General features: G+C 70.5%; 26 protein-coding genes. 25 read left to right on the top strand and 1 reads right to left on the bottom strand.

The window, feature by feature from the left end:
* Positions 1 to 43: 43 nt before the first annotated feature.
* The 7 genes from E1287_RS09380 (at position 44) to E1287_RS09350 (ending at position 6,352) form a co-directional block, all read left to right on the top strand.
* On the top strand, positions 44 to 682 hold the full coding sequence (locus E1287_RS09380; RefSeq protein ID WP_131964468.1) for a histidine phosphatase family protein: 639 nt from the start codon (positions 44 to 46) through the stop codon (positions 680 to 682).
* 70 nt (positions 683 to 752) lie between these two features.
* Positions 753 to 1,343 (top strand): TlpA disulfide reductase family protein, encoded by a 591-nt coding sequence (locus E1287_RS09375; protein WP_131964467.1) that lies wholly within the window; start codon positions 753 to 755, stop codon positions 1,341 to 1,343.
* A gap of 32 nt (positions 1,344 to 1,375) precedes the next feature.
* Positions 1,376 to 2,119 carry a cytochrome c biogenesis protein CcdA gene (locus E1287_RS09370; RefSeq protein WP_131964466.1) on the top strand — a complete coding sequence of 248 codons (744 nt, stop codon included), beginning with the start codon at positions 1,376 to 1,378 and terminating at the stop codon, positions 2,117 to 2,119.
* A gap of 1 nt (position 2,120) precedes the next feature.
* Positions 2,121 to 3,794, top strand: a complete 1,674-nt coding sequence (locus E1287_RS09365) for a cytochrome c biogenesis protein ResB (RefSeq protein ID WP_131964465.1) — start codon at positions 2,121 to 2,123, stop codon at positions 3,792 to 3,794.
* 4 nt (positions 3,795 to 3,798) lie between these two features.
* Positions 3,799 to 4,803, top strand: coding sequence for a c-type cytochrome biogenesis protein CcsB (gene ccsB / locus E1287_RS09360; RefSeq protein ID WP_207934105.1), 1,005 nt, complete (start codon positions 3,799 to 3,801; stop codon positions 4,801 to 4,803).
* A gap of 164 nt (positions 4,804 to 4,967) precedes the next feature.
* The gene (locus tag E1287_RS09355) at positions 4,968 to 5,999 is read left to right on the top strand and encodes a hypothetical protein (RefSeq protein ID WP_131964463.1); all 1,032 of its coding nucleotides are present in this window, start codon (positions 4,968 to 4,970) and stop codon (positions 5,997 to 5,999) included.
* A gap of 50 nt (positions 6,000 to 6,049) precedes the next feature.
* The gene (locus E1287_RS09350; RefSeq protein WP_131964462.1) at positions 6,050 to 6,352 is read left to right on the top strand and encodes a hypothetical protein; all 303 of its coding nucleotides are present in this window, start codon (positions 6,050 to 6,052) and stop codon (positions 6,350 to 6,352) included.
* Between the two features lie 187 nt (positions 6,353 to 6,539).
* On the opposite strand, the gene E1287_RS09345 is transcribed toward E1287_RS09350, so the two are convergent.
* Positions 6,540 to 6,743 (bottom strand): BldC family transcriptional regulator, encoded by a 204-nt coding sequence (locus tag E1287_RS09345; protein ID WP_131964461.1) that lies wholly within the window; start codon positions 6,741 to 6,743, stop codon positions 6,540 to 6,542.
* Positions 6,744 to 7,014: 271 nt separating this feature from the next.
* On the opposite strand from E1287_RS09345, the gene E1287_RS09340 reads away from it, so the two are divergent.
* The 18 genes from E1287_RS09340 (at position 7,015) to nuoN (ending at position 26,424) form a co-directional block, all read left to right on the top strand.
* A complete protein-coding gene (locus E1287_RS09340; RefSeq protein ID WP_131964460.1) occupies positions 7,015 to 8,007 on the top strand; it encodes a threonine/serine dehydratase in 993 nt (330 codons plus the stop codon).
* A gap of 19 nt (positions 8,008 to 8,026) precedes the next feature.
* Positions 8,027 to 8,266 (top strand): DUF4229 domain-containing protein, encoded by a 240-nt coding sequence (locus E1287_RS09335; RefSeq protein ID WP_131964459.1) that lies wholly within the window; start codon positions 8,027 to 8,029, stop codon positions 8,264 to 8,266.
* 47 nt (positions 8,267 to 8,313) lie between these two features.
* Positions 8,314 to 9,015, top strand: coding sequence for a demethylmenaquinone methyltransferase (locus E1287_RS09330; protein ID WP_131964458.1), 702 nt, complete (start codon positions 8,314 to 8,316; stop codon positions 9,013 to 9,015).
* Positions 9,016 to 9,159: 144 nt separating this feature from the next.
* Entirely contained in the window at positions 9,160 to 10,431 is a 1,272-nt protein-coding gene (locus tag E1287_RS09325; RefSeq protein ID WP_243718769.1) for a geranylgeranyl reductase family protein, read from the top strand.
* Positions 10,432 to 10,607: 176 nt separating this feature from the next.
* Positions 10,608 to 10,967 (top strand): NADH-quinone oxidoreductase subunit A, encoded by a 360-nt coding sequence (locus tag E1287_RS09320; RefSeq protein ID WP_131964456.1) that lies wholly within the window; start codon positions 10,608 to 10,610, stop codon positions 10,965 to 10,967.
* Between the two features lies 1 nt (position 10,968).
* Positions 10,969 to 11,514, top strand: coding sequence for an NADH-quinone oxidoreductase subunit B (locus E1287_RS09315; protein ID WP_131964455.1), 546 nt, complete (start codon positions 10,969 to 10,971; stop codon positions 11,512 to 11,514).
* 1 nt (position 11,515) lies between these two features.
* Positions 11,516 to 12,262 (top strand): NADH-quinone oxidoreductase subunit C, encoded by a 747-nt coding sequence (locus tag E1287_RS09310; protein ID WP_131964454.1) that lies wholly within the window; start codon positions 11,516 to 11,518, stop codon positions 12,260 to 12,262.
* Positions 12,259 to 13,605 (top strand): NADH-quinone oxidoreductase subunit D, encoded by a 1,347-nt coding sequence (locus E1287_RS09305; protein WP_131964453.1) that lies wholly within the window; start codon positions 12,259 to 12,261, stop codon positions 13,603 to 13,605. Before E1287_RS09310 ends, E1287_RS09305 begins: the two co-directional genes overlap by 4 nt.
* Positions 13,602 to 14,381 carry an NADH-quinone oxidoreductase subunit NuoE gene (gene nuoE / locus E1287_RS09300; RefSeq protein ID WP_131964452.1) on the top strand — a complete coding sequence of 260 codons (780 nt, stop codon included), beginning with the start codon at positions 13,602 to 13,604 and terminating at the stop codon, positions 14,379 to 14,381. Before E1287_RS09305 ends, nuoE begins: the two co-directional genes overlap by 4 nt.
* Entirely contained in the window at positions 14,378 to 15,676 is a 1,299-nt protein-coding gene (gene nuoF, locus E1287_RS09295) for an NADH-quinone oxidoreductase subunit NuoF (protein ID WP_131964451.1), read from the top strand. The genes nuoE and nuoF overlap by 4 nt, the downstream gene beginning before the upstream one ends.
* Positions 15,673 to 18,171 (top strand): NADH-quinone oxidoreductase subunit G, encoded by a 2,499-nt coding sequence (locus tag E1287_RS09290; protein WP_279503834.1) that lies wholly within the window; start codon positions 15,673 to 15,675, stop codon positions 18,169 to 18,171. Before nuoF ends, E1287_RS09290 begins: the two co-directional genes overlap by 4 nt.
* A complete protein-coding gene (gene nuoH / locus E1287_RS09285; protein WP_131964450.1) occupies positions 18,168 to 19,505 on the top strand; it encodes an NADH-quinone oxidoreductase subunit NuoH in 1,338 nt (445 codons plus the stop codon). Before E1287_RS09290 ends, nuoH begins: the two co-directional genes overlap by 4 nt.
* Positions 19,506 to 19,548: 43 nt before the next feature.
* Positions 19,549 to 20,136 carry an NADH-quinone oxidoreductase subunit NuoI gene (gene nuoI, locus E1287_RS09280; protein WP_243718774.1) on the top strand — a complete coding sequence of 196 codons (588 nt, stop codon included), beginning with the start codon at positions 19,549 to 19,551 and terminating at the stop codon, positions 20,134 to 20,136.
* Positions 20,133 to 21,032: an NADH-quinone oxidoreductase subunit J gene (locus tag E1287_RS09275; RefSeq protein WP_131964448.1), complete on the top strand. Its 900-nt coding sequence runs from the start codon at positions 20,133 to 20,135 to the stop codon at positions 21,030 to 21,032. The genes nuoI and E1287_RS09275 overlap by 4 nt, the downstream gene beginning before the upstream one ends.
* Positions 21,029 to 21,328: an NADH-quinone oxidoreductase subunit NuoK gene (nuoK, locus tag E1287_RS09270; protein WP_117401203.1), complete on the top strand. Its 300-nt coding sequence runs from the start codon at positions 21,029 to 21,031 to the stop codon at positions 21,326 to 21,328. Before E1287_RS09275 ends, nuoK begins: the two co-directional genes overlap by 4 nt.
* A gap of 10 nt (positions 21,329 to 21,338) precedes the next feature.
* A complete protein-coding gene (gene nuoL, locus E1287_RS09265; protein ID WP_207934104.1) occupies positions 21,339 to 23,255 on the top strand; it encodes an NADH-quinone oxidoreductase subunit L in 1,917 nt (638 codons plus the stop codon).
* Complete coding sequence (locus E1287_RS09260) at positions 23,252 to 24,832, top strand: NADH-quinone oxidoreductase subunit M (protein ID WP_131964447.1); 1,581 nt, start codon at positions 23,252 to 23,254, stop codon at positions 24,830 to 24,832. The genes nuoL and E1287_RS09260 overlap by 4 nt, the downstream gene beginning before the upstream one ends.
* Complete coding sequence (gene nuoN, locus E1287_RS09255) at positions 24,829 to 26,424, top strand: NADH-quinone oxidoreductase subunit NuoN (RefSeq protein ID WP_131964446.1); 1,596 nt, start codon at positions 24,829 to 24,831, stop codon at positions 26,422 to 26,424. Before E1287_RS09260 ends, nuoN begins: the two co-directional genes overlap by 4 nt.
* Positions 26,425 to 26,432 lie beyond the last annotated feature (8 nt).

The raw sequence follows: 26,432 nt of genomic DNA, 5'->3' as shown, positions 1-26,432 counted from the left end.
CGGTGGACGGAAGCGCAGATGCGCGTAGGTAATCTTGCTGGCGATGACCGAGAAAACGACCGTTCACCTGTTGCGGCACGGTGAGGTGCACAATCCCGAGGGGATCCTGTACGGGCGGCTGCCCGGCTACCGCCTCAGTGAGGACGGCGTCCTCATGGCGAAGGCCGTCGCCAAATGGTTCGCCGACCGGGACGTGACCGCCATCCTCTCGTCGCCGATGCAGCGGGCGCTGGAGACGGCCGCGCCGCTGGCCGACGCGTTCGACCTGCCCGTGACGGTGGACGACCGTCTGATCGAGGCCGACAACCGCTTCGAGGGGCTGACGTTCGGGGCCGGGGCCGGCTCGCTGCGCCGTCCCGAGCACTGGCGGCACCTGGTCAACCCGTTCAAGCCGTCCTGGGGGGAGCCCTACACCGAGCTCGCCGCCCGGATGCGCTCGGCCGTGATCAGGGCGCGGGAGTCGGCGAAGGGCCACGAGGCCGTGTGCGTCAGCCACCAGCTGCCGATCTATGTGCTGCGCCTGCACGCCGAGCGCCGCCGCCTCTGGCATCACCCGAAGCGGCGCGAGTGCGGGCTGGCCAGCCTGACGAGCCTGACGTTCGAGGGCAGCCGCCTGGTGGAGGTCGCCTACTGCGAGCCCGCGGCGGGAATCGCCAAGGGCCCCAGTGTCGCCGGTGCCTGACCCCACCGCTAAGTTGTGTACTACGTCTTGTAGTAGCTCGCCCTGAATCCGCCCTGAATTGGAGGGTCCGTTGAGCCCCCGAGTCTCCCCGCCGCGCGCCGTCGCCGCTGCCGCCGTGCTGTGCGGGCTGCTGGCCGGGTGCGCCGGGACGGGCGCCTCGGAGAGCGGGCAGGGCGGCGACGACACGCGCTTCGTCTCGGGCGACGGGAACGTGACGGAGTACAAGCCCGCCGACCGCAAGAGCGTCCAGGACGTCAGCGGCCGGCGCCTGGACGGCAAGCCGTTCAAGCTCGCCGACTTCAAGGGCAAGGTCGTCGTCGTCAACTTCTGGGCGTCGTGGTGCGCGCCGTGCCGCGGCGAGGCGCCGTCCCTGCAGCACGTGTACGACCAGAACAAGGCCAAGGGCGTCGAGTTCCTCGGCGTCAACTTCAAGGACTCCATGGCCAACGCGCAGGCGTTCGAGCGCAAGTTCAAGATCACCTACCCGAGCCTGTTCGACGACGGCGGGCAGGTCACGCTGGCGTTCCGCGAGGTCCCGCCCAGCGCGATCCCGAGCACGCTCGTCCTGGACCGGCAGGGCCGCGTCGCCGCCCGGATCATCGGCGCGACGACGTACTCCAAGCTGAACCCGCTGGTCGCCAAGGCCCTCGCGGGGACGTGAGCCGATGGGCCCGAAAGAATGAGCACAGCGAGATGAGCACCGTCAGCGAGACCGTCGTCAGCGGCTCGCTGGTGGCGGCGGCGCCGCTGGCGGCCCTGGCCGGGCTCGTGTCGTTCGCCTCGCCGTGCGTCCTGCCGCTCGTCCCCGGCTACCTGTCGTACGTGACGGGCATGACCGGCGCCGACCTGGCCGACCAGCGGCGCGGACGGCTCCTCGCGGGCGCCGTGCTGTTCATCGCCGGGTTCAGCGCCGTGTTCGTCAGCTACGGCGTGATCTTCGGGGGGCTCGGACGGTGGCTGCTGGAGTACCAGGACCCTATAACCCGCGTCCTCGGCGTCATCACGATCGTGTTCGGCCTCGCGTTCATGGGCTTCGTCCCCGGCCTGCAGCGGACCATGAAGTCGAGCCACCTGCCCGCCGCCGGGCTCGCGGGCGCGCCGCTGCTCGGCGTCCTGTTCGGGCTCGGCTGGACGCCCTGCATCGGCCCCACGCTCGGCGCGGTGCAGGGCCTCGCCATCACCGAGGCCAGCGCCGGACGGGGCGCTCTCCTCTCCCTGGCGTACTGTGTGGGGCTTGGCCTGCCGTTCGTGGCCACCGCGGTCGCCTACCGATGGGCGTTCGGCGCGTTCGGCGCGGTGAAGCGTCACTACCCCCTGGTCATGCGGACGGGCGGGGGCATGCTCGTCCTGCTCGGGGTGCTGCTGGTGAGCGGCCTGTGGGGCGATCTGACCATCGAGCTGAGGTCGTGGATCAGCGGCTTCGAACCGGTTATTTGAGATGACTGACACCAGGGACGACGTCAAGGAATCGGGCCCCGAGTCGGGCACGCAGGCCCCCGCCGCGCGCCAGGCGCCGGAGGAGGTGCCGCGCCCGAAGGGCCTCGGCCCCATCGGCTGGCTGCGCTGGGGCTGGCGCCAGCTCACCACGATGCGCACCGCGCTGATCCTGCTGTTCCTGGTGGCGCTGGGCGCTGTGCCCGGGTCGATCCTGCCGCAGCGGGGCCAGGCGCCCGAGGACGTCGCGGCCTACCTGGACGAGCACAAGACGCTCGGCCCGTGGCTCGACAAGTTCTCCATGTTCGACGTGTTCGCCGCCCCCTGGTTCGCGGCGATCTACATCCTGCTGTTCGTGTCGCTGGCCGGGTGCGTCATCCCGCGCGCGGGGAAGCACTACCGGTCGATGCGGGCCCGTCCGCCCGCCGCGCCCCGGAACCTGGGACGGCTGCCGCAGTCCGCGACGTACGAGACGGACACGTCCCCGGAGGACGTCCTCGCCGAGGCCCGCACGGCCCTGCGCGGGCGGCGGTTCCGGGTCGACGTCTCCAGCGGCGCCGCGTCCGCCGAGAAGGGCTACCTCGGCGAGACCGGCAACCTGCTGTTCCACCTGGCGCTGCTGGCGCTGCTGTTCGCGCTCGGCATCGGGAACCTGTTCGGCTACCGCGGCGACGTCCTGCTCATGGAGGGCCGGACGTTCGCGAACTCGCTGAACCAGTACGACCAGTTCACGCCCGGACGCGTGTTCGACGACGGTGAGCTGGCCCCGTTCACCGTCAGCCTGGACGACTTCAAGGCCGAGTACGAGACCAGCGGCGACAAGCGCGGCCAGGCCACCGAGTTCAACGCCAAGATCCGCTACCGCGCCGCGCCCGGCGGCGGGGAGAAGACGCACGACCTGCGGATCAACCATCCGCTGAAGGTCGGCGGCGCGAAGGTGTACCTGCTCGGGCACGGGTACGCGCCGACGTTCACCGTCCGGGACGCCAAGGGCAACGTCGCGTTCCAGGACTCGGTGCCGTTCCTGGAGATGGAGCCGCGGAACCTGACGTCCGAAGGCGTCATCAAGGCCCCCGACGCCGAGCCCGACCAGCTCGCCTTCTACGCGATCCTGTGGCCGACCGCGATGGCCAGCGAGGACGGCAAGCAGATCATCTCCGCGTTCCCGGCGCCGCTCCGCCCCGTCATCACGATCACCTCGTTCAAGGGCGACATCGGCCTGGACTCCGGCTCCCCGCAGTCGGTCTACAAGCTGGAAGGCATCGGCAAGACGCTCCAGCCGGTCAAGGACGGCCAGAAGCTGCTGGAGCCGGGCGAGACGTTCCAGCTCCCCGGCGGCGCCGGCTCGGTCACGTTCGACGGCCTCAAGGAGTACGCGACCCTGTCGGTCAACCACGACCCCGGACGCATCCCCGCGCTGGTCGCGGCCATCCTGGCCGTGCTGGGCGTGGCGACCTCGTTCATGGTCAGGCGGCGCAGGGTGTGGGTCCGTGCGAGCGCCGCGGAGGGCGGGCGTACGGTGGTCGAGGTCGGCGGTCTCACCCTCGGGAGCCCGACCTCCGAATTCGACGACATCGTGACCGCCCTGCGCGGTCCCGAGCAGGAGCCCGGCCCCGCGGAACCGGACGAGCCCGGGGAACCGGATGGCCCGGCGACCCCGACCGAATCGAAGGAGTGACGAGGTGAGCAACGCCGACCTCGCGAACCTGAGCGACAAGCTCATGCTGACCACGGTGGTGATGTACATCATCGCGCTGGTCGCGTACGCCGCCGACATGGGCTTCGGCCGCCGCGGCGCGGCGACGACCGCCGCCGCCAAGGCGTCGGTGCGGGAGAAGGCCGAGGCCAAGGTCCTGGTCGGGGCCGGTGGCGCGGCGGACGTCGACGGCACCGAGGTCGAGGCCGTGGCCGACGAGGACGGCGCGGACGGCCCCCAGGTCGACTGGGCCCGCCTCGCGATCTTCCTGAGCGTGCTGGGCGTCGGCGCGCACCTCGGCGTCCTGGTGTCGCGCGGGCTGGCCGCGAGCCGGTGGCCGTGGGGCAACATGTACGAGTTCCTCACCGCCATCTCGTTCGCCGCCGTCGCCGCGTTCATGGTCGTGATGGTCCGGTACAAGGCGCGCTTCCTCGGCGCGCCCGTCATGTTCGCGGCCGTCATCGCGCTGGGCGCGGCGAACATCTGGCTGTACGACTCGGTGGGCCCGGTGACCCCGGCGCTCAACTCGTACTGGATCGCCATCCACGTGTCCGCCGCGATCATCGCGACGGGGGCGTTCACCGTCGCGGGCGCGGCCACGATCCTCTACTTCCTGAAGTCCCGCGAGGAGGCCCGCGCGGGGGCCGGGGGCAAGGCCGGGGGCGGTGCGCTGTCGCACGTCCCGTCCGCGGAGACCCTCGACCGGCTCGCGATGCGCGTCACGATGTTCGCGTTCCCGATCTGGACGGCCGCGATCATCATGGGCGCGATCTGGGCCGACCAGGCGTGGGGACGCTACTGGGGCTGGGACCCGAAGGAGATCTGGTCCTTCGTCACCTGGATCATCTACGCGGCCTACCTGCACGCCCGCGCGACGTCCGGCTGGAAGGGCCGCAAGGCGGCGTTCCTCTCGCTCCTGGCGTTCGCCGCGCTGCTGTTCAACTTCTTCGGCGTGAACTACATGTTCTCCGGCCTCCACTCCTACGCCTGAGAAGACTTCACCGCCTGAGAAGACTTCGCGTCCGGGAAGATTTCGGGGGATCCGTGACTCCCGGAGATGACGGCGTGTCGGGTTCCGGCTTACCCTTCCTCAGGGACCCGGTCGCGCGGCGGACGCCGCTCGCTACCCCGCGGGTCCGCTGACAGAGGAGCCCGATGCGCTTCAAAGGCGTCCATCGCAAGCCCCGCCCCAGGGAGCTGTGGCATCGCGATCCGTCCCGCGGCGGGCGCATGCGCGGGGACGGCGCGGCCCAGGACCGCACGCTCCGGCGGGACGACGCGGCCTACTCCCCGTCGCCGCCCGACTCGGGGCAGGTGCGCCCGCGCAGCAACCAGCCGCGCGACCGGTTCGGCCGGTTCCGCAAGGCGGGCCGCGACGACGACTTCGCGCTGGGCCCCGGCGGCATGGACGGCGACCGCGACGCCCCTGAGAACGGCGACGGCGGGGACACGACGGGCCTGCTCGCCGGCCGGTTCGGGCGCCGCAAGAAAGGCCGTCCGCGGGCGGGCGACTACTCGTGGAGCGACTTCGAGCTCGACGACGACCGGCTGCGCGTGGAGCCGTACCCGCCGGGCATGCCGCACGTCTCCGACGGCCGCCGGAACTGCGGCGTCCTGGAGAACGTCCTGTACCGGCAGTGGGACGTCCGGGACGGACCCCCGAGCCGCGAGGTGATCGGGGCGGTGGACAGCCTGGCGGCCCTGCCGGAGCAGCTCAAGGAGAAGCTCGCGGCCGGGCTCGACGGCATCTACGTGGGGCCGGGCGGCGTTCCGCAGCTGGACGACATGGGCCATCTGCGCGACCGTCCGCTGCCGTCCGGCCGCGCCACCTGGGACATCTGCGCGGGCGCGTACGGCGACCACAAGATCGTCGTTGGGGACCGGCCGTCGCCGACGCCGGACGTGATGCTGCACGAGGTCGGGCACGCGCTCGACGACATCGACGGCGACGACGGCGAGTGGACGTCCGACAGCCCCGCCTTCCAGCGGCTGTACGAGGAGTGCCTGCCGCATCTCGCGAGCGACTTCCACCGCCAGCCGAACGCGCTCGGCCGCCGCGAGTTCTTCGCGGACGCGTTCGCCGCGATCTCCTCCCGGCAGCGCCCGGCCCTCGTCGATATGCTCGCCGGCAACATCCGGATGGCGCTGGAGGTCATGCTCTTCTTCAACCGCAGGTACGGGATCTAGGACATCCTGATGGCAGGGCGCGCACAAGCGAATCGCGAGGGTGGACGACGATGTACGTGATCCGGCTCCCGGACGGCACGCTCCGGGTTCCGCACAGCGTTCTCGCCGACGGCGGCGAGGGCGGGTCCGGGCCCGCGGCGCGCGAGGGACGGATCATCGCCGACGCGTACGTGGAGATCGGGCCCGGCGACCCCGACTACGACCGGCTGCTCCGCGAGTCGCTGACGGAGGACGAGCTGGAGGAGAAACGGCGCCGCTGGCGGGACGAGGACGCCGACCTGCTCCGCCGGTTCGAGGAATGGAAGTCCGACGCGCCAGGGGAGCCGGAGACCACCGGAGAGAACGGCGACTGACCGGTAACACCCGGGAAATGCGAAAGGGTCTCGGAAACGGCTCGGTTCTGGAAACGAAACGGCCCCGGCCGCCCGGGCGAGGGTCTCCCCCGGGGGACTACCACGGCGCGGCGGTCCGGGCGGCTGAGGCCGGTGGCGGGCCCCGATGTCGGCGGGCGGGCCCTGCGATCAGCGAGGTTCAGGCAGGTCAGCGGGCCGAATGCTCGGCGATGGGCTCATCGCCGCGCAGCAGCGCGTGCACCTCGGACTCGCGGAAGCGCCGGTGGCCCCCCGGAGTGCGGATGCTGCTGATCCGGCCCGCGGCGGCCCACCGGGTGACCGTCTTCGGGTCGACCCGGAAGAGGGCGGCGACCTCTCCTGGGGTCAGCAGGCGCTCGCTCGTGCTCTCCACGTTTTCTCTCCCCCTTTGTCCCGCTCTCGGCGCGGGTGGACTGTTTAACAGTGTGGCGGGTCAAGACCGATTTCTCCCTTGTTTTCGGAAAAGATCACGCACCGTAGTTTTCCGAGCAGGACCGATCACCCTCGGTGCGGGCGACTTTCGGGGCATGCCTCCCGCTGACCCCGTTTGACCTGCCAAGTAACGCATTGAACGGGGGTGTGAAAGCGTCCCGTCCGACACGCCGCGCCCGCCGCGCCGGGCCCCTGGGAAGTAGTCTCCGTCCATGTCCGATCTTGTATCGCTCCCGGAGATCGAACGGGCCGCCGAACGCATCGCGGGCGTCGCCGTCCGGACGCCCCTCGTCCCGTTCCCGTACGGCCCCGCCGCCTCGCCCGGAGCCGGATCCGCCGGGGAGCCGGCGCTGCTGGTGAAGGCGGAATCGCTGCAGCCGATCGGCGCCTTCAAGGTGCGCGGCGCCTACTCCGCCATCGCCTCCCTCCCGCCCGAGCAGCGCGAGCGCGGCGTCGTCACGCACTCCAGCGGCAACCACGCGCAGGCCGTCGCGTACGCGGCCCGCGCGCTCGGGATCAAGGCCGTCCTGGTCATGCCGCACACCACGCCGGGCGTGAAGGTGGACGCGTGCATCGCGCTCGGCGCCGAGGTCGTGTACGTCGAGCCGACCGCGCAGGCCCGCTCGGAGACCGCGGCCAAGCTCGCCGGCGCGCACGGCTTCACGATGATCCCGCCCTACGACGACGCGCGGGTGATCGCGGGGCAGGGCACGGTGGGGCTGGAGATCGTCCGGGACCGTCCGGACGTGGACGTGGTGCTCGTCCCGATCAGCGGCGGCGGCCTCATCTCGGGCGTCGCCGCCGCCGTCAAGGCGCTGCGCCCCGAGGCCCGGGTGGTCGGCGTCGAACCGGAGCTCGCCGCCGACGCCCGCGACTCGATGGCCGCGGGACGTCCCGTCGCGTGGGAGGCGGAGGAGACGGGCCGCACCATCGCCGACGGGCTCCGCGTCCAGCAGGTCGGCGACCTGCCGTTCGCGCACATGCGCGCGCTCGTGGAGGGCGTCGTCACGGTCTCCGAGGACGAGATCCGCCTGACGATGCGCCGCCTCGCCCGCGAGACCCGTCTCATCGCCGAACCCGCGGGCGCCGTCGCCACCGCCGCCTACCTCTACCACCGCGCCGAACTCCCCGAGGGGCACGTCTACGTGTCCGTCCTGTCGGGCGGCAACGTAGACCCGGCCCTCTTCCTGGACGTCCTGAGGTAGGCGTTACGCTCGAAGGGCCATGAGTTCCGTGATCCTCTACACCCTCGCGCGGCTCGCGATCTTCGCGGTGACCGCGGGCGTGCTGGCGCTGCTCGGGGCCCGCGGGTTCCTGCTCCTGCTGCTGGCGCTGCTGGTCAGCGGCGTCGTCAGCTACGTCCTGCTGTCCGGGCAGCGCGACCGGATGTCGGCCGCCGTCGCCCGCGGCGCCCGCGCCCAGCGCGCGAAGTTCGAGAAGTCCGTCACCCGTGAGGACGCCTGACGCACCCGGGGTGCGGGATAGGTGAACACGGCTTTTAGGGTGGGGGCATGAGCCGCGCCTCTCTGGAGAAGAAGCCCGCCGACGTCGCGGCGATGTTCGACGGCACCGCCGAGCGGTACGACCTGCTGAACACGCTGATGACCGGCGGGCGCGACCGGCGGTGGCGGCGCGAGGTCGTGCGGGCGCTGGCGGCGCGTCCGGGCGAGCGGGTCCTCGACCTCGCCGCCGGGACGGGCACGTCGTCGGTGCCGTTCGCCGAGGCGGGCGCCGAGACGGTGGCGTGCGACTTCTCGCTCGGCATGCTCCGCGTCGGGGCGCGCAGGCAGGCCGGCGTCCAGGGGCTGAGCTTCGTCGCCGGGGACGCGCTGCGCCTGCCCTTCGCGGACGGATCGTTCGACGCCGTGACGATCTCGTTCGGCCTCCGCAACGTCGCCGACACGGGCAAGGCGCTGCGCGAGCTGCGGCGGGTCGCGAAGCCCGGCGGGCGGCTGGTGGTCTGCGAGGTGAGCCATCCGCCGAACGCGCTGCTGGCCTTCGGGCACAAGACGCATCTGCGGTACGGGCTGCCGCTGCTGGCGCGGGTCAGCTCCAATCCCGACTCCTACCGCTACCTCGCCGAGTCGACGCTGGCCTGGCCCGACCAGCCCGCCCTGGCCCGGCTGATCCAGGACGCGGGCTGGGGGAACGTGCGCTGGCGCGACCTGACGTTCGGGGTCGCCGCGCTGCACCACGCCGTCAACCCGGGATGATCCCGGGCGGGATCGGGCCCGAAGTTCGGGACCGGTCCATGCTCGACCGGCCCCGAATTACGCACCGGTCGTGATAAAGGAATAGACTCCCCACCGGACCCTTGTGAAGTGCTTCACAAGCGAACGAGCTGAATGAGGAACGCCGTGACCGACTCCGCCCGGCACGCAGACGTCCGACACGCAGATGTGGTCGTCGTCGGGGCAGGCCCCGCCGGCGCGTCGACCGCCTACTGGTTGGCGCAGGCCGGCCTGGAGGTGTTCCTGCTGGAGAAGGCCACCTTCCCGCGCGACAAGATCTGCGGCGACGGCCTCACCCCGCGCGCCGTCCGCGCGCTCATCGGCATGGGCGTCGACGTCAACGACCCAGGCTGGGGACGCAACCGCGGCCTGCGCATCTACGGCGGCGGCGTCAAGGTGGAGCTGCCGTGGCCGGAGCTCGCGAGCTTCCCCGACTTCGGGCTCGTCCGCAAGCGCACCGACTTCGACCAGTTCCTCGCCGAGCACGCCGCGAAGGCGGGCGCGCGGCTGTTGCAGGGCTGCAACGTCACCGGCCCGATCCTGGACGAGCGCACCGACCGCATCACCGGCGTCACCGCCCAGTACGAGGGCGAGGCGGTCGAGTTCCACGCCCCGCTGGTCGTCGCGGCCGACGGGAACTCGACCCGGCTCTCCCTCGCCATGGGCCTGCGGCGGCGGGAGGACCGTCCGATGGGCGTCGCCGTCCGGCGCTACTTCCAGACCCCGCGGCACGACGACGACTTCATGGAGGCGTGGCTGGAGCTGTGGGACGGCGAGCGCCTCCTGCCCGGCTACGGCTGGGTCTTCGGCGTCGGGGACGGGACGTCCAACGTCGGGCTCGGGCTGCTCAACACCAGCAAGGCGTTCCAGAGCGTCGACTACCGCGGCATGCTGAAACGCTGGTGCGCCCAGATGCCCGAGGACTGGCAGTTCGACGAGGAGCACGCCACGTCCAAGATCCGCGGCGCGGCGCTGCCGATGGGCTTCAACCGGCAGCCGCACTACACACGCGGGATGCTGCTCGTCGGCGACGCCGGCGGCATGATCAACCCGTTCAACGGGGAGGGCATCGACTACGCCCTGGAGTCCGGCCGGCTGGCCGCCGACATCATGGTGCAGGCGCTCGCGCGCCGCACCCCCGCGCAGCGCGAGCGGACGCTCTACGAGTACCCGCGCATCCTGAAGGACGAGCACGGCGGCTACTTCACCCTGGCGCGGCTGTTCGTCCAGGCCATCGGCGACCCGCGGATCATGAAGTTCCTCACCGCGCACGGCCTGCCGCACCCGACGCTCATGCGGTTCACGCTCAAGCTCCTCGCCAACCTGACCGACCCCAAGGGCGGGGACGCGATGGACCGCGTCATCAACGCGATGCAGAAGGTGGCTCCCGCGGCATGAGGCACGCATTGAGAACCAAGCTTCCGCAGGTGAGCGGACTATTGTGCATTACCCGACCCCCTGGAGGGGAGTGCTATTGATCGCCTTGGCTAGGGTGGCGGCGGCTCGCGGAGGGCCGGACGCGTACAACCCTGTCCCGTACAACGCCGTACGTCGCGAGGAGAGGCTGTAGAGACATGGATCTCTATATTCCGGTCATCGTGCTGGGGGTGCTCGCCTTCGGCTTCGCCGCGTTCTCCGTGGTCATGGCCTCGCTCACCGGGCCGAAGCGGTGGAACCGGGCCCGGCTCGACGCCTACGAATGCGGCATCGAGCCGACCCCGCAGCCGGTCGGCGGCGGGCGTTTCCCGGTCAAGTACTACCTGACGGCGATGCTGTTCATCGTCTTCGACATTGAGATCATCTTCCTTTACCCCTGGGCGGTCGCTTTCGACCGGATGGGCATTTTCGGTCTTGTGGAGATGGTCCTTTTCATCGTCACCGTGCTTGTGGCGTACGCCTACATCTGGCGGCGCGGCGGTCTGGAGTGGGACTGACATGGGTCTTGAGGAGAAACTCCCCAGCGGCTTCCTGCTGACCACGGTCGAGCAGGTCGCGGGGTGGGCGCGGAAGAGTTCGGTGTGGCCGGCGACGTTCGGCCTGGCGTGTTGCGCGATCGAGATGATGGCGACCGGCGACCCCCGGCACGACTTCTCCCGGTGGGGCATGGAGCGCGCCTCGGCGACGCCGCGGCAGGCCGATCTGATGATCGTCGCGGGCCGGGTGAGCCAGAAGATGGCGCCGGTCCTGCGGCAGATCTACGACCAGATGACCGAGCCGAAATGGGTCATCGCGATGGGCGTGTGCGCGTCGTCCGGCGGAATGTTCAACAACTACGCGATCGTGCAGGGCGTGGACCACATCGTCCCGGTGGACATCTACCTGCCCGGCTGCCCGCCGCGGCCGGAGATGCTGCTGGACTCGATCCTGAAGCTGCACGACAAGATCCAGAACACCAAGCTCGGCCCGCAGCGCGCGAAGCAGATCACGGAGCTGGAAGAGGCCAAGCGCCGCCGGCTCCCGCTGCTCGGACAGGGGGCCTGAGATGAGTTCCGAGCACCCCGAGCAGCAGGCCGAGCAGGGCGCCGACAAGCTCCCGGCGCACACCGAGGAGGAGCGCCGGGAGCAGCCGGTCGTCCGCAAGGGCATGTTCGGCGCGGGGACGACGGGCGACACGTCCGGGTACGGCGGGCTGATCGTCCGGCAGAGCCCGAAGGTGTCGGCCGCCCGCCCCTACGGCGGGCCGGGCGGCGCCGCCGAACCCGGCGAGTACGACGAGATCGCCGACGAGCTCGAACGCGCCTACCCCGATTTCGGCGACGCGGTCGAGCGGGTCGTGGTCGACCGCGGCGAGCTGACGTTCTTCGTCAAGCGCGAGCACCTGCGCGAGGTCGCGAAGAAGATGCGGGACGAGCCGTCCCTCCGCTTCGAGCTGTGCTCCGGCGTGTCCGGCGTGCACTACCCGAAGGACGAGGGCGCCGAGCTGCACTCCGTGACGCACCTGCTGTCGATCACGCACAACCGGCGCGTCCGGCTGGAGACGACCTGCCCGGACGCCGACCCGCACATCCCGTCGCTGGTGCCCGTCTACCCGACGAGCGACTGGCACGAGCGGGAGACCTACGACTTCTTCGGGATCATCTACGACGGTCATCCCGCGCTCACGCGCATCGAGATGCCCGACGACTGGGTCGGCCATCCGCAGCGCAAGGACTACCCTCTCGGCGGCATCCCCGTCGAGTACCGCGGAGCGGAGATCCCGCCGCCCGACGAGCGGAGGTCGTACACATGAGCTCGGCCAAGTACACCGAGTACGACGCCTACGCGGCCGACGAGGCCGCCGAGGGCAAGGTGTTCGACGTCGGCGGGCAGGACTGGGACAAGGTCGTCGCCGGCGCGGAGGACCTCGGCGACGAGCGGCTCGTCGTCAACATGGGGCCGCAGCACCCGTCCACGCACGGGGTGCTCCGGCTGATCCTCACGCTCGACGGCGAGACGGTGAACGAGGCCCGGGTGGGCATCGGGTACCTGCACACCGGCATCGAGAAGAACATGGAGTTCCGCACCTGGACGCAGGGCACCACGTTCTGCACCCGGATGGACTACCTCGCGCCGATCTTCAACGAGACGGCGTACTGCATGAGCGTGGAGAAGCTGCTCGGCATCACCGACCAGATCCCCGAGCGCGCCCAGATCATCCGCGTGATGATGATGGAGCTGAACCGGATCTCCTCGCACCTGGTCGCGATCGCCACGTTCGGCCTCGAACTCGGCGCGACGACGGTGATGCTCAACGGGTTCATCGAGCGCGAGTACACCCTCGACCTGTTCGAGGAGATCACTGGCCTGCGGATGAACATGGCCTACGTCCGTCCGGGCGGGGTCGCGCAGGACCTGCCGAGCGGCGCGACCAGCAAGATCCGCGACTATCTGGACCGGATGCCGAAGCGCATCCAGGCGCTGCGGAAGCTGATGGACGACAACCCGGTCTTCAAGGCGCGGACGCAGAACGTCGCGTACCTGGACCTGACCGGCTGCATGGCGCTCGGCATCACCGGCCCCGTCCTGCGCTCGACCGGCCTGCCGTGGGACCTGCGCAAGTCGCAGCCCTACTGCGGTTACGAGACCTACGACTTCGAGGTCGCGACGCAGGACACCTGCGACGTGTACGGCCGCTACCTCGTCCGGATGGACGAGATGGAGGAGTCGCTGAAGATCGTCGAGCAGTGCCTGGACCGGCTGCAGACCGCCAAGGGCCCGGTGATGATCGAGGACAAGAAGATCGGCTGGCCGGCGCAGCTCGCGATCGGCGCGGACGGCATGGGCAACTCGCCCCGGCACATCGCGCACATCATGGGCACCTCGATGGAGGCGCTGATCCACCACTTCAAGCTGGTGACGGAGGGCTTCCGGGTGCCGGCGGGGCAGGCGTACGCGCCGATCGAGTCGCCGCGCGGCGAGCTCGGCGCCCACGTGGTCAGCGACGGCGGCACCCGCCCGTATCGCGTGCACTTCCGCGAGCCGTCCTTCGTCAACCTGCAGGCCACGCCGGCGATGTCGGAGGGCGGCATGGTCGCCGACATCATCGCCGCGGTGGCCAGTTTGGACCCGGTCATGGGGGGAGTGGACCGATGACGTACGAACCCGACGTTCGCGAACGCCTGGAGCGGGACGCGAAGGAGATCATCGGCCGGTATCCCCGGCCTAGGTCGGCGCTGCTGCCGATGCTGCACCTGGTGCAGTCGGCGGAGGGGCACATCACGCAGGACGGCATCGAGTTCTGCGCGGAGCAGCTCGGGATCACGCCGGCGCAGGTCGTCGGCGTCGTGACGTTCTACACGCAGTACAAGCAGAAGCCGGTCGGCGAGTACCACGTCGGCGTGTGCATCAACACGCTGTGCGCGGTGATGGGCGGCGACCAGATCTGGGACGAGCTGAGCGAGCACGCCGGGGTCGGCCACGACGAGGCCACCCCGGACGGCAAGGTCAGCCTGGAGCGGATCGAGTGCAACGCCGCCTGCGACTTCGCGCCGGTGATGATGGTCAACTGGGAGTTCTTCGACAACATGACTCCCGAGAAGGCGAAGAAGCTCGTCGACGACCTGCGCTCGGGCGAGCGCGTGCTTCCCTCACGCGGCGCGGAGCACCTCGCCACGTGGCAGGAGGCGTCCCGCGTCCTCGCCGGGTTCCCGGACGGGCGCGCCGGCGAGGGCGTCCAGGCCGGTCCCGAGTCGCTCCGCGGCCTGAAGCTGGCGCAGGAGCGCGGCTGGGCCGCCCCGCGCACCGACGTCGACCGGGAGCGCCCGGACGAGCCGGTGCGGCCGGGAGAGATCAGCGAGCCGCCGCACGAGCCGGGCAAGCCCGTTCCCGGGGACGCGAAGCCCGGCAGCCAGGAGGGCCGGAACAAGTGACCACGCTCACCCCCGTCCTCACCAAGAACTGGGACCAGGCCGACTCGTTCACCCGCGCGGGCTACGAGCGCGACGGCGGCTACAAGGCGCTGCGCAAGGCGTTCGGGATGGAGCCGGACGAGATCGTCCAGGCGGTCAAGGACTCCGGGCTCCGCGGCCGCGGCGGTGCGGGCTTCCCCACCGGCATGAAGTGGGGCTTCCTGCCGCCGACCAGCCCGAACCCGCGCTACCTCGTCGTCAACGCGGACGAGTCCGAGCCGGGCACGTGCAAGGACATCCCGTTGATGATGGCCAACCCGCACGTGCTGGTCGAGGGCGTCATCATCAGCTCGTACGCGATCAGGTCGAACGTCGCGTTCATCTACGTGCGCGGCGAGGTGCTGCACGTGATCCGCCGGCTGCACCAGGCGGTCGCGGAGGCGTACGAGGCCGGCTACCTCGGCAAGGACATCCTCGGCTCCGGCTACGACCTGGACGTCGTCGTCCACAGCGGCGCCGGCGCCTACATCTGCGGCGAGGAGACCGCGCTGCTGGACTCCCTCGAAGGGTTCCGCGGCCAGCCCCGGCTGAAGCCTCCCTTCCCCGCCGTGGCGGGCCTGTACGGCGGGCCCACTGTCATCAACAACGTCGAGTCGATCGCGTCGGTTCCCTCGATCGTCGGGAACGGGCCGGACTGGTTCGCCTCGATGGGCACGGAGAAGTCGCAGGGCTTCGGGATCTTCTCGCTGTCGGGGCACGTGACGCGTCCCGGCCAGTACGAGGCGCCGCTCGGCATCACGCTGCGGGAACTGCTCGACATGGCGGGCGGGATCCGGGAGGGGCACCGGCTGAAGTTCTGGACGCCCGGCGGCTCGTCCACGCCGATCTTCACCGAGGAGCACCTGGACGTCCCGCTCGACTTCGAGTCCGTCGGCGCCGCAGGGTCGATGCTCGGCACCCGGGCCCTGCAGATCTTCGACGAGACGACGTGCGTCGTCCGGGCGGTGCTGCGCTGGTCGGAGTTCTACGCGCACGAGTCGTGCGGCAAGTGCACGCCGTGCCGCGAGGGCACCTACTGGTACAAGCTCATGCTGAAGCGGCTGGAGTCCGGGCAGGGCACCGAGGAGGACCTGGAGACGCTCCTCGACATCTCCGACAACATCCTCGGCCGCGCGTTCTGCGCCCTCGGCGACGGCGCGACGAGCCCGGTCGTCTCGTCCATCAAGCTGTTCCGGGACGAGTACGTGCGGCACTTCGAGCAGGGCGCCTGCCCGTTCGACCCGGCCAAGTCCACCCTCTGGGGAGGTGCCAAGTGACCGTCACCGACGACAAGTCGGCGGTGGAGAAGACCGAGATGGTCTCGTGCACCATCGACGGCTTCGAGATCGAGGTGCCGAAGGGCACGCTGATCATCCGGGCCGCCGAGCTGCTCGGCATCCAGATCCCCCGGTTCTGCGACCATCCGCTGCTCGACCCGGTCGGGGCGTGCCGGCAGTGCCTGGTGGAGATCCCCGACGCCGGGAACGGCCGCGGGATGCCGAAGCCGCAGGCGTCGTGCACCACCGCCGTGATGCCGGGCATGGTCGTCAAGACCCAGCTCACCTCGCCGGTGGCCGACAAGGCCCAGCACGGCATCATGGAGTTCCTGCTCATCAACCACCCGCTGGACTGCCCGATCTGCGACAAGGGCGGCGAGTGCCCGCTGCAGAACCAGGCGATGTCCAACGGGCGCGGCGAGACCCGGTTCGTCGAGGTCAAGCGGACGTTCCCGAAGCCGATCCCGCTGTCCAGCCAGGTGCTGCTCGACCGCGAGCGCTGCATCCAGTGCGCCCGCTGCACCCGGTTCTCCGACCAGATCGCCGGGGACGCGTTCATCGACCTGTTCGAGCGCGGCGCGAAGGAGCAGGTCGGCGCGGCGGACGGCAAGCCGTTCCAGTCGTACTTCTCCGGCAACACCGTGCAGATCTGCCCGGTCGGCGCGCTGACCGGCACCGCGTACCGGTTCCGGTCGCGGCCGTTCGACCTGGTGTCGACGCCGAGCGTGTGCGAGCACTGCGCGTCCGGCTGCTCGATGCGCACCGACCACCGGCGCGGGAAGATCACGCGGCGGCTGGCCGGGGACGACCCGCAGGTCAACGAGGAATGGAACTGCGACAAGGGCCGCTGGGCGTTCACCTACGGGACGCAGCCGGAGCGGCTGACGCATCCGCTCGTCCGCAACGAGGACGGCGTGCTGGAACCGGCGTCGTGGCCGGAGGCGCTCACCTTCGCGGCCGAAGGGCTCGCGGCGGCGCGCGGCTCCGCGGGCGTCCTGACCGGCGGCCGCGTCACGCTTGAGGACGCCTACGCCTACGCCAAGTTCGCCCGCATCGCGCTCGGCACCAACGACGTCGACTTCCGGGCCCGTCCGGCGTCGGACGAGGAGGCGCAGTTCCTGGCCTCGTCCGTCGCGGGACGGTCCATCGAGGTGTCGTACTCCGACCTGGAGAAGGCCCCGGCGGTGCTCCTGGCCGGCTTCGAGCCGGAGGAGGAGTCGCCGATCGTGTTCCTGCGGCTCCGCAAGGCCCACCGCAAGAACCGGCTGAAGGTGTTCGGCGTCGCGCCGTTCGCGACGCGCGGGCTCAGCAAGGTCGGCGGGACGCTGCTGGCGACGCCGCCCGGCGCGGAGGCCGAGACGCTCGGCTCCGTCATCGGGGACGCGGCGCGCTCCGACGTCCGGACGCTGCTGGAGACGCCCGGCGCCGTGATCCTCGTCGGCGAGCGGCTCGCGACCAGCCCCGGCGCGCTGACGGCGGCGGTGCGGCTGGCGCAGGTGACCGGCGCGAAGCTGGCGTGGGTGCCGCGCCGGGCCGGGGAGCGCGGCGCGATCGAGGCCGGGGCGCTGCCCGGGCTGCTGCCGATCGGCCGTCCGGTGACCGACCCGGAGGCGCGGGCCGAGGTCGCCCGCCGCTGGGGCGTCGCGGAACTGCCCGCAGCGCCCGGCCAGGCCGCCGACGGCATCATCGCCGCCGCGGCGGACGGACGGCGCGGCGCGCTGCTCGTCGGCGGCGTCGACCCCTACGACCTGCCCGACCCGGACGCGATGCTCCGCGCGCTGGACGCCACCGAGTTCGTGGTGAGCCTGGAGCAGCGGCCGAGCGCGGTCACCGACCGCGCCGACGTGGTGTTCCCGGTCGCGGCCGTCGCGGAGAAGTCCGGGACGTTCGTCGACTGGGAGGGCCGCGGCCGCCAGTTCGACATCGTGCTGAAGGCGGCCGGGAAGATGTCCGACCTGCGGGTCCTGGACGCGCTGGCCGACGAGATGGACGTCCACCTGGCCCTCCCGGGCCCGGACGCGGCGCGCCGCGAGCTGGCCGAGCTCGGCGCCTACCGGGGCGAGCGCCCGGCCGCGCCGAACGTCGCGCAGTCGCTGCCGCCGCACCCGGACGCGGGCGAGGCGCTGCTCGCGACCTGGCGGCTGCTGCTCGACCGGGGCCGCCTGCAGGACGGCGAGCCGTTCCTCGCGGGCACCGCCAAGGCCGCGGTCGCCCGGCTGTCGCCCGCGACGGCCGCCGAGATCGGCGCGACCGGCGCGGTGAAGGTGACGGCGGCGCGCGGCGAGGTCGTGCTCCCGCTGGAGATCACCGCCGACCTGCCCGACCGGGTGGTGTGGCTGCCGACGAACTCCGCCGGCTGCGCGGTCCACCGGGACCTGGGCGCGGCCGCCGGAGGCGTCGTGAAGATCGCGAGCGGGACGCTCCCGGGCGCGACCGCCGCGCCTGCCTCGTCCGGCACGGCCGCGGCGACGGAAAATGCCGGAGGCGTGAAATGAACCCGAACCCGTCGGCCCCCGCGCAGGCGCCGCTTGAGGGTTTCGGCAACGACCCGTGGTGGCTGATCGGCGGCAAGGTCGTCGTCGTCTTCGCGTTCCTGGTCGTGACCGTCCTGCTGACGATGTGGATCGAGCGGCGCGTCATTGGCCGGATGCAGCTGCGCGTCGGCCCGAACCGCGCCGGGCCCTTCGGCCTGCTGCAGGGCCTCGCGGACGGCGTGAAGCTCGCCCTGAAGGAGGACATCGTCCCCCGCCAGGTCGACAAGGTCGTGTTCGTCCTGGCGCCGGTCATGTCGGCGGTGCCGGCGTTCATCTCGTTCGCCATCATCCCGTTCGGCCCGGAGGTGTCGATCTTCGGGGAGCGCACGGCGCTGCAGCTCACCGACCTTCCGGTGGCGGTGCTGCTCGTCCTCGCGATGTCGTCGCTCGGGATCTACGGGGTCGTGCTGGCGGGCTGGTCGTCGATGTCGCCGTACTCGCTGCTCGGCGGGCTTCGCTCGTCCGCGCAGATGATCTCCTACGAGATCGCGATGGGACTGTCGTTCGTCGCGGTGTTCATGTTCGCGGGCTCGATGTCCACGTCGGAGATCGTCGCGGCGCAGCACGACAAGTGGTTCGTGATCCTGCTGCTGCCGTCCTTCATCGTCTACGTGATCACGATGATGGGCGAGTCCAACCGCATCCCGTTCGACCTGCCCGAGGGCGAGGGCGAGCTGGTCGGCGGCTTCCACACCGAGTACTCGTCGCTGAAGTTCGCGATGTTCTTCCTCGCGGAGTACATCAACCTCGCGACGCTGTCCGCGCTCGCCACCACGCTGTTCCTCGGCGGCTGGCGCGCCCCCTTCCCGATCTCCACGGTGTGGGCGGGCGCCAACTCCGGCTGGTGGCCGATCCTGTGGTTCCTGGCCAAGGTCTTCCTGTTCATCTTCTTCTTCATCTGGCTGCGCGGCACGCTCCCGCGCGTCCGCTACGACCAGCTGATGAAGCTCGGCTGGAAGGTGCTGATGCCCTTCTCGCTCGGCTGGATCCTGCTGGTCGCGACCATCCGCGCGCTGCGCAACGACGGCTACGACATGCGGCAGATCGTGATCTACGCCGCGGTCGCCGCGGCGGTGGTGCTGCTCGCGACGGTGGTCTGGGAGATGATCCGCGGCGGCGAGGACGAGAAGGAGATCGTGCCGGGCGCGGCGGAGCCGGGCGGCGGGCCCGATCCGTCCGCCGGCGGGTTCCCGGTGCCGCCCATGGACGCTCCCCACTACCACGGACGGGGCGGGAAGCCGGCCGGGGCATCCATCGCAACCCCTCCTGAGGAGGTCACCAGTGGGACTCACTGATTTCCTGAACCCGGTCAAGGGGTTCGGGGTCTCGTTCCACCAGATGTTCATGAAGAGCGAGACCGTTCAGTACCCCGAGGTGAAGAAGCCGACCGCCCCGCGCTTCCACGGGCGGCACCAGCTCAACCGGTGGCCGGACGGCCTGGAGAAGTGCATCGGCTGCGAGCTGTGCGCCTGGGCGTGCCCGGCCGACGCGATCTTCGTCGAGGGCGCCGACAACGACCCGGACGAGCGGTACTCGCCCGGCGAGCGGTACGGCCGCATCTACCAGATCAACTATCTGCGCTGCATCCTCTGCGGGCTGTGCATCGAGGCGTGCCCGACCCGGGCGCTGACGATGACGAACGAGTACGAGCTCGCCGACGACAGCCGCGAGAGCCTGATCTACACCAAGGAGATGCTGCTGGCGCCGCTGCGCGAGGGCATGGAGGCGCCGCCGCACGAGATGCGGCTCGGCGACACCGAGGAGGACTACTACCGCCTCGGCCTCCAGTCGTCCGACGACGCGCCCACCGTCCCGTCCGAGGGCGGCGCGCGGGCCAGCGCCGCCGAGGCCGCCAAGCAGGAGGCGGCCAAGCAGGAGAAGGCCGCGAAGCGCGGGAAGTCCCGCAAGGGCGGTGAGGGCAAATGACCTCCGCTCATCTGCTCGCCGCGGAGGTCGCGGACAAGCAGTCGGGTGAGCCGTTCTTCTTCTGGCTGCTGGCCGTGGTCTCGGTCTGCGGCGCGCTCGGCATGATCCTCGTGCGCAAGGCCGTCCACTCGGCGCTGCTGCTGGCGACCGTGATGCTGTCGCTCGCCGCGCTGTACGCGATCCAGAACGCGCCGTTCCTGGCGTTCGTCCAGGTCATCGTGTACACCGGCGCGGTGCTGATGCTGTTCCTGTTCGTGCTGATGCTCGTCGGGGTCAGCTCCACCGACTCGCTGGTGGAGACGATCCGGGGGCAGCGCTTCTGGGCGGTGATCGCCGCGGTCGGGTTCATCGTCCTGCTGACGGTCGGGCTCGGGAACGCGGCGCTGAGCAACTCGGCGGGCCTGGCCCAGGCCAACGCGGAGGGCAACGTCGTCGGCCTGGCCCGGCTGCTGTTCTCCAAGTACGTGTTCGCGTTCGAGGTGACCAGCGCGCTGCTGATCACCGCGGCGCTGGGCGCGATGGTGCTGGCGCACCGGGAGCGCGTCGATCCGAAGCCGACGCAGAAGGACCTGTCCAAGGGACGGTTCCTGTCCGGCGACCACCCGGGCCCGCTGCCCGGCCCCGGCACCTACGCCCGGCACAACGCCGTCGACATGCCGGCCCTGCTGCCCGACGGGACGCCGTCCGAGCTGTCGGTCAACCCGGTCATCGCCGCCCGCACCGACACCGCGGAGCGGCACCCCGACCTGTACGGCGGGACCGAGGAAGAGGCCCTGGAGCGGGACGTCCGCGCGGTGCAGGCCGTCACGGAGGACGCGAAGAACGCCGACGCCGAGGGCCGCGCCGTCAAGTCCGGGTCTCCCACCTCCGGTAACGAAGGCGAGGCTGGTCAATGAGTCCGGGGCACTACCTGGCGCTCTCGGCGATCCTGTTCACCATCGGAGCTCTCGGCGTCCTCGTGCGCCGCAACGCGATCGTGGTGTTCATGTGCGTCGAGCTCATGCTGAACGCGACGAACCTGGCGTTCGTGTCGTTCTCCCGCATGCACGGCAACCTGGACGGCCAGATCATCGCCTTCTTCGTGATGGTGGTGGCCGCGGCGGAGGTCGTGGTCGGCCTGGCGATCATCATGACCGTCTTCCGGACCCGCAGGTCGTCGTCGGTGGACGACGTGAACCTGCTGAAGTACTGAGAGGCCGGTAATGAAAGCGGAAGGCATCCAGGCCGCGTCCTGGCTCCTCATCGCGCTCCCGCTCGCCGGCGCGGCGATCCTCCTGCTCGGGGGGCGGCGCACCGACAAGTGGGGGCATCTGCTCGGCGTCACGATGTCGGTGGCGTCGTTCGCGGTGGGCGCGGCGATGTTCGTCCAGATGCTCGGGTACGAGGCCGAGGAAAGGCGCCGCACCCTGCACCTGTGGGACTTCATCGACGTCGGCTCGTTCAAGGTCGGCATGGACCTGCTGGTGGACCCGCTGTCCATCAGCTTCGTCCTGCTGATCACCGGCGTCGGGTCGCTGATCCACATCTACTCCATCGGCTACATGGCCGAGGACCCCGAGCGGCGCAAGTTCTTCGCCTACCTGAACCTGTTCGTCGCGGCGATGCTGCTGCTGGTGCTCGGCGACAACTTCCTGGTCATGTTCCTCGGCTGGGAGGGCGTCGGCCTCGCCTCGTACCTGCTGATCGGGTTCTGGCAGTACAAGCCGACCGCCGCGACCGCGGCGAAGAAGGCGTTCGTCGTCAACCGCGTCGGCGACATGGGGCTGATCATCGCGATCGCGCTGATGTTCGCCACGTTCGGGACGGTCGGCTACGGCCCGATCCTCGGCGAGGGCGCCGAGCACGCGGGCCTCGCGTCCCAGCTCGGCACCGGCACCGCCACCGCGATCGGGCTGCTGCTCCTGCTCGGTGCGTGCGGCAAGTCGGCGCAGCTCCCGCTCCAGTCCTGGCTGCTGGACGCGATGGAGGGCCCGACCCCCGTGTCGGCCCTCATCCATGCGGCGACGATGGTGACCGCGGGCGTGTACCTGATCGTCCGGGCCGGGCCTATCTTCGAGATGTCCGACACGGCGCAGCTCGTCGTCGCGATCGTCGGCGCGGCCACGCTGCTGTTCGGTGCGATCATCGGGTGCGGCAAGGACGACATCAAGAAGGCCCTCGCCGGGTCGACGATGTCGCAGATCGGCTACATGCACCTCGCCGCCGGGCTCGGCAAGCCGGGCTACGTCTTCGCCATCGCGCACCTCATCGCGCACGGCTTCTTCAAGGCGGGACTGTTCCTCGGGGCCGGATCCGTCATGCACGGCATGAAGGACGACGTGAACATGCGCCACTACGGCGCGCTCCGCTCGGTGATGATCCTCACCTACGCCACGTTCGGGCTCGGCTACCTCGCCATCATCGGCTTCCCGGGCCTGTCCGGCTGGTTCACCAAGGACGCCATCATCGAGGTCGCGTTCGACAAGGGCGGCACGTCCGGGATGATCCTCGGCTCCTGTGCGCTGGTCGGCGCGGGGATCACCGCGTACTACATGTCGCGGGTCATGTTCATGACGTTCTTCGGCGAGAAGCGCTGGTCGGACGACGTCCACCCGCACGAGTCCCCGGCCGTCATGACCTGGCCGCTGATCCTGCTGGCGGTCGGCTCGATCGGCGCGGGCGGGTTCCTCGTCCTCGGCGGGTTCGCCGACTTCCTCGAACCGGTCGTCGGGGCGCCCGAGCACCACCACGAGTTCAAGCCGCTCGCCGCGCCCGGCATCGCCACCTTCGTCCTGATGATCATCGGTGCGGCGATCGCGTGGCGGCAGTACGGCAGCCGGAAGGTGCCGCGCGAGGCGCCGAAGGGCTCGTTCGTCACCGTCGCGGCCCGCAAGGACCTGTACGGCGACGCGCTCAACGAGTCGCTGCTGATGCGTCCCGGCCAGTGGCTGACCCGGCTCGCGGTCTGGTTCGACGGCCGCGGCGTCGACGGCGCCGTCAACGGCACCGCCGCCGGGATCGGCGGGACGTCCGGCCGGTTCCGCCGCGTCCAGACCGGCTTCGCCCGTTCCTACGCCCTCTCAATGTTCTGCGGCGCCGCCCTCGTGGTCGCCGCCCTGCTGGCGGTGAATGTCTCGTGAACGACTTTCCCTGGCTGAGCGTCCTCATCGCGCTGCCACTGGTGGGCGCGGTGCTGCTCAGCGTCATCCCGCGCGAGCGGGAGACGCTGGTCAAGCAGTTCGCGCTCGGCGTCTCCCTCGTCGTCGCGGTCCTCGCCGGTGTCATGGCGGCCGGGTTCGACGCGGACGGCGCCCGCTTCCAGTACGACGAGAAGTACTGGTGGATCAAGGAGTTCGGCGTCCACTGGGCGGTCGGCGTCGACGGCGTCGCGCTCGTGCTGATCCTGCTGTCGGTGATCCTCGTCCCGCTGGTCATGCTGGCGTCCTGGACGGAGGCCGACCGGTCCGGCGGCGTGGACGTCCCCGCCAAGCGCTCGGTGAAGACGTACTTCGCGCTGCTGCTGTCGCTCGAAGCGGCCATGATCGGCGTGTTCGCCGCGACCGACGTGTTCCTGTTCTACGTCTTCTTCGAGGCGATGCTCATCCCGGTGTACTTCATCATCGGGTACTACGGCGGCGCGCAGCGCTCCTACGCCGCGGTGAAGTTCCTGCTGTACTCGCTGTTCGGCGGGCTGCTGATGCTCGTCGCGGTGATCTGGCTGTACCCGCTGTCGAGCAGGCCGACGTCCGAGGGCGGCCTCGGGCAGGGCACGTTCATGTTCGACGAGCTGTCGAAGATGAACGTCGACCCGACGACGGCGAAATGGCTGTTCCTCGGCTTCTTCGTCGCGTTCGCGATCAAGGCGCCGATGGTGCCGGTGCACACCTGGCTCCCGGACGCGGCGCAGCAGTCCCCGCCCGGCGCGCTGGTGCTGATCGTCGGCGTCCTCGACAAGGTCGGCACGTACGGGATGCTGCGGTTCTGCCTGGAGCTGTTCCCCGGCGCGTCCAAGTGGGCGACGCCGGTCGTGCTCGGGTTCGCGGTGCTCAGCATCATCTACGGCGCGGTCCTCGCGATCGGGCAGGTCGACCTGAAGCGGCTCATCGCCTACACGTCGGTGTCGCACTTCGGGTTCATCGTCCTCGGCATCTTCGCGATGACGTCGCAGGGCCAGTCCGGCGCGACGCTGTACATGGTGAACCACGGGTTCTCCACCGGCGCGCTGTTCCTGGTCATCGGGTTCATGATCGTCCGGCGGCGGTCGGCGAAGATCTCCGACTACGGCGGGGTGCAGAAGGCGGCGCCCGTCCTCGCCGGGACGTTCCTCGTCGCGGGCCTGTCCGGGCTGTCGCTGCCCGGCCTGTCCACGTTCGTCTCGGAGTTCCTCGTCATCGTCGGGACGTTCGACCGCTACAAGTGGGCCGGTGCGCTCGCCGTCAGCGGTGTCGTCCTGGCGGCGATCTACATCCTGTGGATGTACCAGCGGACCATGGGCGGCCCGAAGGCCCCGGCCGTCGAGGGCATGAAGGACCTGAACGCCCGCGAGAAATGGGCCGTCGCCCCGATCATCGCGATCATCATCGCGATGGGCGTCTTCCCCCAGCCGGTGCTGAACGTGATCAACCCTTCGGTGAAGGAGACGCTGGTGCGGGTCGACAAGCACGACCCGGCGCCGGACATCACCGGTAACGTCGCCGAGAACGGAGCCCGTCCATGAACACCGGCGCCCACGGGACCATGATCCTCGCGCAGGGGGGTGACATCCCCGCGCCGCACATCGAGTACGGGCAGCTCGCCCCGATGCTGCTGGTCTTCGGCGTCGCCGTGGCGGGCGTGCTGGTCGAGGCGTTCGTCGGCCGCACGTGGCGCTACTACCTGCAGGTGCCGCTCGCGTTCCTCGGCCTCGCCGGAGGCTTCGCCTGGACGGCGGCGCTCGCATGGCGCGACGACCCGCACCACGTCGCCGCCGAAGGCGCCCTCGCCGTGGACGGCCCCACCCTGTTCCTGCAGGGCACCATCCTGGTGCTCGCGCTCGTCAGCCTCCTGCTGATCGCCGAGCGCGGCGACGGCCGGGCCGGAGCGGTCGGCGGGCACTTCGCCGCGCAGGCGTCCGCGCTGCCTGGCAGCGAGGCCGAGCAGCGAACCACCCAGGCGGGCGTCATCCAGACCGAGGTCTTCCCGCTGATGATGTTCGCCGTCGGCGGCATGCTGATGTTCCCGGCGTCGAACGACCTGCTCACGATGTTCGTCGCGCTGGAGGTCCTGTCGCTGCCGCTGTACCTGCTGTGCGGGCTCGCCCGCCGGCGGCGGCTGCTGTCGCAGGAGGCGGCGGTCAAGTACTTCCTGCTCGGCGCGTTCTCCTCGGCGTTCTTCCTGTACGGCGCCGCGCTCCTCTACGGCTACGCCGGGTCGGTGCGGCTGTCGGACATCTCCGCGCAGATCGGCAAGGACGCCGGCAACGAGACGCTGCTCCTCGCCGGGGTCGCGCTCCTGTCGGTCGGGCTGCTGTTCAAGCTCGGCGGCGTCCCGTTCCACATGTGGAAGCCGGACGTGTACCAGGGCGCCCCGACGCCGATCACCGCGCTGATGGCGTCCTGCACGGTCGTGTCCGCGTTCGGCGCGATCCTGCGCGTCTACTACGTCGTGTTCGAGACCCTCGAATGGGACTGGCGGCCGTTCATGTGGGGTGTGGCCATTCTCACGATGGCCATCGGGTCGATCATCGCGATCACCCAGACCGACATCAAGCGGATGCTGGCGTACTCGTCGATCGCGCACGCGGGCTTCCTGCTCATGGGCGTGATCGCCTCGTCCCCGGACGGCCTGTCCAGCACCCTGTTCTACCTGCTCGCCTACGGGTTCACCTCCGTCGGCGCGTTCGCCGTCGTCACGATGGTGCGGGACGCGGGCGGCGAGGCGGGCCACCTGTCGCGGTGGGCCGGCCTGGGCAAACGCTCCCCGGTCGTCGCGGGCGTGTTCGCCTTCTTCCTGCTGGCGTTCGCGGGCATCCCGCTGACAAGCGGCTTCACCGGGAAGTTCGCGGTGTTCAAGGCGGCGATCGAGGAGGGCGCGACGCCGCTGGTCGTCGTCGCGGTCATCTCGTCCGCCGTGGCCGCGTTCTTCTACGTCCGTGTGATCGTCGTCATGTTCTTCAGCGAGCCGGACGCGGACGGGCCGGTCGTGGTGGCCGGGCCGGCGACCGCGGTCGCGGTCGCGCTCGGCGCGACGGCTACTGTGGTACTCGGCGTGCTCCCACAGCCCATTCTGGACCTTGCGGGACAAGCCACGACCCACATGTTCGTCCGGTAGGGAGTCCT

Source organism: Actinomadura sp. KC06, assembly GCF_004348735.1.
In the GTDB taxonomy this organism is placed as follows: domain Bacteria; phylum Actinomycetota; class Actinomycetes; order Streptosporangiales; family Streptosporangiaceae; genus Spirillospora.
Note: the sequence above shows the minus strand (reverse complement) of the source record. Positions and strands in the feature narration are given on the sequence as shown.

Excerpts from the sequence above, each read along its gene's own strand:
- E1287_RS09315 (WP_131964455.1), top strand. The coding sequence starts at position 10,969 with ATGGGTCTTGAGGAGAAACTCCCCAGCGGCTTCCTGCTGACCACGGTC.
- E1287_RS09275 (WP_131964448.1), top strand. The coding sequence starts at position 20,133 with ATGACCTCCGCTCATCTGCTCGCCGCGGAGGTCGCGGACAAGCAGTCG.
- E1287_RS09365 (WP_131964465.1), top strand. The coding sequence starts at position 2,121 with ATGACTGACACCAGGGACGACGTCAAGGAATCGGGCCCCGAGTCGGGC.
- nuoN (WP_131964446.1), top strand. The coding sequence starts at position 24,829 with ATGAACACCGGCGCCCACGGGACCATGATCCTCGCGCAGGGGGGTGAC.
- E1287_RS09355 (WP_131964463.1), top strand. The coding sequence starts at position 4,968 with ATGCGCTTCAAAGGCGTCCATCGCAAGCCCCGCCCCAGGGAGCTGTGG.
- nuoK (WP_117401203.1), top strand. The coding sequence starts at position 21,029 with ATGAGTCCGGGGCACTACCTGGCGCTCTCGGCGATCCTGTTCACCATC.
- nuoH (WP_131964450.1), top strand. The coding sequence starts at position 18,168 with ATGAACCCGAACCCGTCGGCCCCCGCGCAGGCGCCGCTTGAGGGTTTC.
- E1287_RS09305 (WP_131964453.1), top strand. The coding sequence starts at position 12,259 with ATGAGCTCGGCCAAGTACACCGAGTACGACGCCTACGCGGCCGACGAG.
- E1287_RS09320 (WP_131964456.1), top strand. The coding sequence starts at position 10,608 with ATGGATCTCTATATTCCGGTCATCGTGCTGGGGGTGCTCGCCTTCGGC.
- E1287_RS09370 (WP_131964466.1), top strand. The coding sequence starts at position 1,376 with ATGAGCACCGTCAGCGAGACCGTCGTCAGCGGCTCGCTGGTGGCGGCG.
- nuoI (WP_243718774.1), top strand. The coding sequence starts at position 19,549 with ATGTTCATGAAGAGCGAGACCGTTCAGTACCCCGAGGTGAAGAAGCCG.
- E1287_RS09330 (WP_131964458.1), top strand. The coding sequence starts at position 8,314 with ATGAGCCGCGCCTCTCTGGAGAAGAAGCCCGCCGACGTCGCGGCGATG.
- E1287_RS09335 (WP_131964459.1), top strand. The coding sequence starts at position 8,027 with ATGAGTTCCGTGATCCTCTACACCCTCGCGCGGCTCGCGATCTTCGCG.
- nuoL (WP_207934104.1), top strand. The coding sequence starts at position 21,339 with ATGAAAGCGGAAGGCATCCAGGCCGCGTCCTGGCTCCTCATCGCGCTC.
- nuoE (WP_131964452.1), top strand. The coding sequence starts at position 13,602 with ATGACGTACGAACCCGACGTTCGCGAACGCCTGGAGCGGGACGCGAAG.
- E1287_RS09310 (WP_131964454.1), top strand. The coding sequence starts at position 11,516 with ATGAGTTCCGAGCACCCCGAGCAGCAGGCCGAGCAGGGCGCCGACAAG.
- E1287_RS09340 (WP_131964460.1), top strand. The coding sequence starts at position 7,015 with ATGTCCGATCTTGTATCGCTCCCGGAGATCGAACGGGCCGCCGAACGC.
- E1287_RS09380 (WP_131964468.1), top strand. The coding sequence starts at position 44 with ATGACCGAGAAAACGACCGTTCACCTGTTGCGGCACGGTGAGGTGCAC.
- E1287_RS09350 (WP_131964462.1), top strand. The coding sequence starts at position 6,050 with ATGTACGTGATCCGGCTCCCGGACGGCACGCTCCGGGTTCCGCACAGC.